The 5453-nt window shown below is 73.7% G+C and carries 4 protein-coding genes; all 4 read left to right on the top strand.

Translation table 11 applies throughout. The annotated features are described in order from the left end of the window. Nucleotides 1–77 precede the first annotated feature (77 nt). Genes ABZ806_RS44735 through ABZ806_RS44720 form a run of 4 tightly spaced genes read left to right on the top strand, consistent with a single transcriptional unit; the run spans nt 78 to nt 5381 of the window. The gene (locus ABZ806_RS44735; RefSeq protein ID WP_500226032.1) at nt 78–2291 is read left to right on the top strand and encodes an extracellular solute-binding protein; all 2214 of its coding nucleotides are present in this window, start codon (nt 78–80) and stop codon (nt 2289–2291) included. Continuing rightward, nucleotides 2288–3118, top strand: a complete 831-nt coding sequence (locus ABZ806_RS44730) for a carbohydrate ABC transporter permease (RefSeq protein ID WP_500226031.1) — start codon at nt 2288–2290, stop codon at nt 3116–3118. Before ABZ806_RS44735 ends, ABZ806_RS44730 begins: the two co-directional genes overlap by 4 nt. Beyond that, nucleotides 3115–4386, top strand: a complete 1272-nt coding sequence (locus ABZ806_RS44725) for a family 4 glycosyl hydrolase (RefSeq protein WP_500226029.1) — start codon at nt 3115–3117, stop codon at nt 4384–4386. Before ABZ806_RS44730 ends, ABZ806_RS44725 begins: the two co-directional genes overlap by 4 nt. After that, the gene (locus ABZ806_RS44720) at nt 4386–5381 is read left to right on the top strand and encodes an N-acetylglucosamine kinase (protein ID WP_500226028.1); all 996 of its coding nucleotides are present in this window, start codon (nt 4386–4388) and stop codon (nt 5379–5381) included. Before ABZ806_RS44725 ends, ABZ806_RS44720 begins: the two co-directional genes overlap by 1 nt. Nucleotides 5382–5453: the final 72 nt, after the last annotated feature.

The following is a 5453-nucleotide window of genomic DNA, read 5'->3' as shown; positions in this document are numbered from 1 at the left end:
CGAACCCGGTGCCGAGCGTCGTCCAGTCGATCTGGGTGGCGAGCAGTTCGCGGATCAGCTGCTTGTTCGGCTCGAAGGTGACCGGCTCGGGCACCGGCGCGAAGCAGACGATCGAGGTCTGGCACGGCTGGAGCGCCCCGCACGAGGTGAAGGCGTTCCAGGACGCCGTCGCCGGCTTCGACAAGGCCCACCCCAACATCACCGTCAAGCTCGTCAAGGGCCAGACCGACGAGCGCATCACCAACGCCGTCCGCGGCGGGAACCCGCCCGACGTGGTCTCGTCGTTCACCACCGACAGCGTCGGGCAGTGGTGCCAGAGCGGCGCCTGGCAGAACCTCGCGCCCTACATCGCCGAGTCCCGCCTGGACATGGACCAGTTCCCGCGGGCGGTGCGCCAGTACACCGAGTACAAGGGCGTCCGGTGCGCGATGCCGCTGCTCGCCGACGCCTACGGGCTCTACTACAACAAGAAGCTCATGAAGGGCGAGCAGCCGCCGAGGACGATGGGCGAGCTGACCGCGCTGGCCAAGAAGCTCACCGTCCGCGCCCCGGACGGCACCATCGAGGTCGCCGGGTTCATGCCGTCCGCCCAGTACTACGAGCACCAGGCCCAGCACCTCGCCCCGCAGTTCGGCGTGACATGGCTGACCGGCGGCGGCAAGGCCAACTTCGCCGCCGACCCCGCCTTCACCGCGTACCTGAAGTGGAACAAGAGCCTCATCGACTGGTACGGCTACGACAACGTCAAGAAGTTCCTGCGCTCCATGGGCCAGGAGTTCGAGTCGTCCAACCCCTTCGAGAAGGGGAAGGTGGCGATGGCCGTCGACGGCGAGTGGCGCACCAAGTTCATCCAGCAGGAGGCTCCCGGCCTCGACTACGGCACCGCGCCCATCCCCGTCGCCGACGCCAGGGCATCGTCGTACGGCGGCGGGTTCGTCACCGGCACCGTCATCGGGATCCCGCGCGGCGCCGAGCACGCGCAGGCCGCCTGGGAGTTCGTCCGCTACCTGACCACGGACACCGGTGCCCTGGTGACGTTCGCCAACGCGCTCGGCAACGTGCCGTCCACGATCCCGGCGCTGTCGTCGCCGAAGCTGACGCTGCCGCCGCAGTTCCGCACCTTCCTCGACGTGTTCAAGAACCCGAACAGCACCACGACGCCGCCGACGCCGAACGGCAACGACTACATCGTGCGGTTCCAGAAGTTCGTCCAGGACGAGTGGGAGCCGGGCAAGGTGGACGACCTGCCCGGCGCGCTCGGCAGGCTGGACCGCGAGGTCGACGACCCCCTCACCCGCGCGGGCGGAGCCCCCGGCCCCCCCGGCCCACGGCCCCGCCCCCCCCCGGGCCGGGGCCGGGGGCCGGGGGCGGGGGGGGCGCGCCGCCGCCGGCGGCTCCGCGTCCTGGCGTTCCTGTCCCCCTGGCTGGCCGGGTTCGGGCTGTTCTTCGCCTACCCGCTCGCCGCCACCGTCTACTTCTCCTTCACCCGCTACAACCTGTTCACGCTGCAGTACGCCGGCCTGGACAACTACGCCTACCTGCTGCACGACCGCGACGCGTGGACGGCGATGCGCAACACGCTGTGGCTGGTGGCCGTGCTCGTGCCGCTGCGGGTCCTGTTCGGCCTCGGCGCCGCACAGCTGCTCACCAGGATCAGGCGGGGCGGGAGCGTGCTGCGGTCGATCCTCTACCTGCCGTACCTGATCCCGCCGGTGTCGGCCACGGTCGCGTTCGTGTTCCTGCTGAACCCCGGCACCGGGCCGTTCCCGGCGATCGCCGGGCGGCTCGGGTTCGCGCTGCCCGACTTCTTCAACGACGCCGCCTGGGCCAAGCCCGGCCTCGCCCTCCTCGCGCTGTGGGCGGTCGGCGACGTCATGATCATCATGCTGGCGGCGCTGCTGAACGTCCCCGCGTCCCTGTACGAGGCCGCCGCGATCGACGGCGCGGGCGCGTGGGCGCGGTTCCGGCACATCACGCTGCCGACCGTGTCGCCGGTCCTGGCGTTCTCGGCCGTCACCGGGGTCATCGAGACGCTGCAGTACTTCACCCAGCCGATGGTCGCCGGGAAGGTCGCCTCGGGCCGCGCCGACCTGCCCGGCACCCAGTACGCCCCCGGCTACCCGGGCGGGTCCACGCTGACGTTCCCGCAGTGGCTCTACGACCAGGGGTTCCGGCAGTACAACATGGGCTACGCGTGCGTGCTCGCGCTCGTCATGTTCGCCACCGCGATGCTGTTCACGCTGTTCCTGCTCCGCCGGTTCCGCGCGTTCGCCGGAGAGGAGGCGGCATGACGTCCGGAAGCCGGACGCGGCGGGCCCTGCTGTGGGTCGCGGTCCACGCCACCGCCGTCGCGCTCGCCCTGATGTTCCTCGCGCCGCCGGCGTTCATGCTGCTGACCGCCGTCATGACCGACCGGCAGGCGCTCAGCGGCGACCTGTGGCCGCGCGGCTGGCACTTCGCCAACTTCGTCGAGGTGTTCAGCGGCGACATGGTCCGCTGGACGGTCAACAGCACCGTGTACGCGGGGCTGTCCACGGTGGCCATGCTGGTGTCGAGCGTCCCGGTCGCGTACGCGCTGGCCCGGTTCCGCTTCCGGGGCCGCAACGCCGCGCTCGTCGTGGTGATCGCGGCGATGATGCTGCCGCCGCAGGTCACCATGGTGCCGCTGTACATCGTGTGGGCGCGGCTCGGCCTCACCGGGACGCTGTGGCCGCTGATCATCCCGCAGCTGTTCGGGGACGCGTTCTCCATCTTCCTGCTGCGCCAGTTCCTCGTGACGATCCCCCGCGAGTACGCCGACGCGGCCCGCGTGGACGGCTGCGGGGAACTGCGCACGATGCTGCGGGTCGTGCTGCCGATGGCGAGGCCGGCCCTCGCCGCGGTGGCGCTGTTCCAGTTCTTCTACTGCTGGAACGACTACTTCCGGCCGCTGGTGTACGCCGACCCCGGCCACTGGACGCTCGCCATCGGCGTCGCCACGTTCCGCGCCGCCCACCATGTGGAGTGGAACCTCACCATGGCGGCGACGCTGCTGACGATCGTGCCGGTGCTGGTGGTGTTCTTCCTCGCCCAGCGCGTGTTCATCCAGGGTGTGACGTTGACGGGAGTGAAGGGTTGAAGCTGACGGTCATCGGGGGCGGATCGACCTACACCCCCGAACTGGTCGACGGGCTCGCGCGGGCGCGGGCGGTGCTGCCGGTGTCGGAGCTGGTGCTCGCCGACCCCGACGCGCGGCGGCTCGAGGTGGTCGGCGGGCTCGCCCGGCGGATGCTCGCGCGCGCCGGCCACCCCGCCCGAGTCGTCACCGCCGAGCTCGCCGCCACCGGCGACCTCGACGCGGCGGTCGCGGACGCGGCGATCGTGGTGCTGCAGCTGCGGGTCGGCGGGCAGGCGGCCCGGCGGGTGGACGAGACCCTGCCGCTGGACTGCGGCTGCGTCGGGCAGGAGACCACCGGCGCCGGCGGGCTCGCCAAGGCGCTGCGCACCGTCCCGGTCGTGCTCGACATCGCCGGGCGCGTCGCCGCCCGCTCCCCCGGCGCCTGGATCATCGACTTCACCAACCCCGTCGGCATCGTCACCCGCGCCCTGCTGGACGCCGGGCACCGCGCGGTCGGGCTGTGCAACGTCGCCATCGGGTTCCAGCGCCGCGCCGCCGCGCTGCTGGACGTCCCGCCCGAGCGGGTGGCCCTCGGCCACGCCGGCCTCAACCACCTCACCTGGGTGCGGTCGGTGCGGCTGGACGGCCGGGAGGTCCTGCCGGACCTGCTGGACCGGCACGCCGGCGACCTCGCCGCGATCGCCGGGCTGCCCGCCGCGTTCCTGCGGACGCTCGGCGCCGTCCCGTCCTACTACCTGCGCTACTACTACGAGCACGACCGCGTCGTCGCGGAGCAGCGCGGCGCGGCGACGCGGGCGGAGGAGGTCGCCGCGCTCGAACGCGACCTCCTCGCCCAGTACGCCGACCCGTCCCTGGACACCAGGCCCGCCCGGCTGGACGAGCGCGGCGGCGCCTTCTACTCCGAGGCCGCCGTCCAGCTCGCCGCGTCGCTGCTCGCGGGGCGCGGCGACGCCCAGGTCGCCAACGTCCGCAACCACGGGACGCTGCCGTTCCTGGACGACCGCGCCGTCATCGAGGCGCCGGCGCGGATCACCTCGTCCGGCGCCGTCCCGCTGCCCGTCCCGCCCGTCGAGCCGCTGTACGCCGGGCTGATCGCGCACGTCGCCGCCTACGAGGAACTCGCCCTGGACGCCGCGCTGCGCGGCGGCACCGGCCGGGTCGCCGCCGCGCTGCTGGCGCACCCGCTCATCGGGCAGCGCGACACCGCCGACCGCCTGGCCCGCGACCTGGTCGCCGCCAACCGCGCCCACCTGCCGTGGGCCCGCTGATGGCCCGGGACACCGACGGCGCGGACGTACTGGTCGCCGTGGACGGCGGCAACAGCAAGACCGACACCGCCGTCCTCACCGCCTCCGGGCAGCTGCTCGCCACCGCGCGCGGCGGCGGGTTCCGCCCGCAGGCGGCCGGTCTCGACTCCGCCCTGGACGTGCTGACCGAGGCGATCACCGCCGCGCTCCGCGACGCCGGCGCCCGGCCCGGCGACGCCGTGCACCTCGCCGCCTACATGGCCAACGTGGACCTGCCGGACGAGGAGGAGCGGCTGGAGAAGCTGCTCCTGGCGCGCGGGGCCGCGCCGAGCGCGACCGTCGGCAACGACACGTTCGCGCTGCTGCGCACGGGCGCCGCCGAGGGCTGGGGCGTCGCGGTGGTGTGCGGGGCGGGGATCAACTGCGCGGGCGTCGCCCCGGACGGCCGCACCGCCCGGTTCCCCTCCCTCGGCGACCACACCGGCGACTGGGGCGGCGGGGCCGCACTCGGCCGGGCCGCGCTGTGGCACGCCGTCCGGGGCGAGGACGGCCGCGGCCCGGAGACCGCGCTGACCGCGGCGGTCGCCGCGCACTTCGGCGTGGAGCGGGCGATCGACGTCGGCCTCGGCATCCACCTCGGCGAGTTCGGCGAGGGCCGGCTGACCGGGCTCGCGCCCGTGCTGCTCGGCGCCGCCGAGGCCGGCGACGCGGTGGCCCGCCGGGTCGTGTCCCGCCTCGCCGAGGAGGTCGCGGTCCTCGGCTCGGTCGCGCTGCGCCGGCTGGACCTGCTGGACGTCCCCGCCGACGTCGTCCTCGGCGGCGGCGTCCTGGCCGCCCGCCGCCCCCTGCTGATGGGCGCCATCGCCGAGCGCTACGCCGTCCTCGCCCCCCGCGCCCGCCTGCTGGTCCCCGAGGACCCCCCACTGCTCGGCGCCGCGCTCCTGGCCCTAGACCACGTGGCCGCTCCCCCGTCCGCCCACGCGACCCTGCGCACCGCCTTCCGCCACCCCCACTAGCCCCACCCCGTTGATCTGCGGCGTGTTGTTGTTTTCAGAGCACTCATAACAACAACACGCCGCAGATCAACG

The organism is Spirillospora sp. NPDC047418 (assembly GCF_040643275.1).
Lineage (GTDB): Bacteria > Actinomycetota > Actinomycetes > Streptosporangiales > Streptosporangiaceae > Spirillospora.
The sequence above is the reverse complement of the archived record's forward strand: the minus strand, read 5'-3'. Positions and strand labels throughout refer to the sequence as shown.

Excerpts from the sequence above, each read along its gene's own strand:
- ABZ806_RS44720 (WP_500226028.1), top strand. The coding sequence starts at position 4,386 with ATGGCCCGGGACACCGACGGCGCGGACGTACTGGTCGCCGTGGACGGC.
- ABZ806_RS44730 (WP_500226031.1), top strand. The coding sequence starts at position 2,288 with ATGACGTCCGGAAGCCGGACGCGGCGGGCCCTGCTGTGGGTCGCGGTC.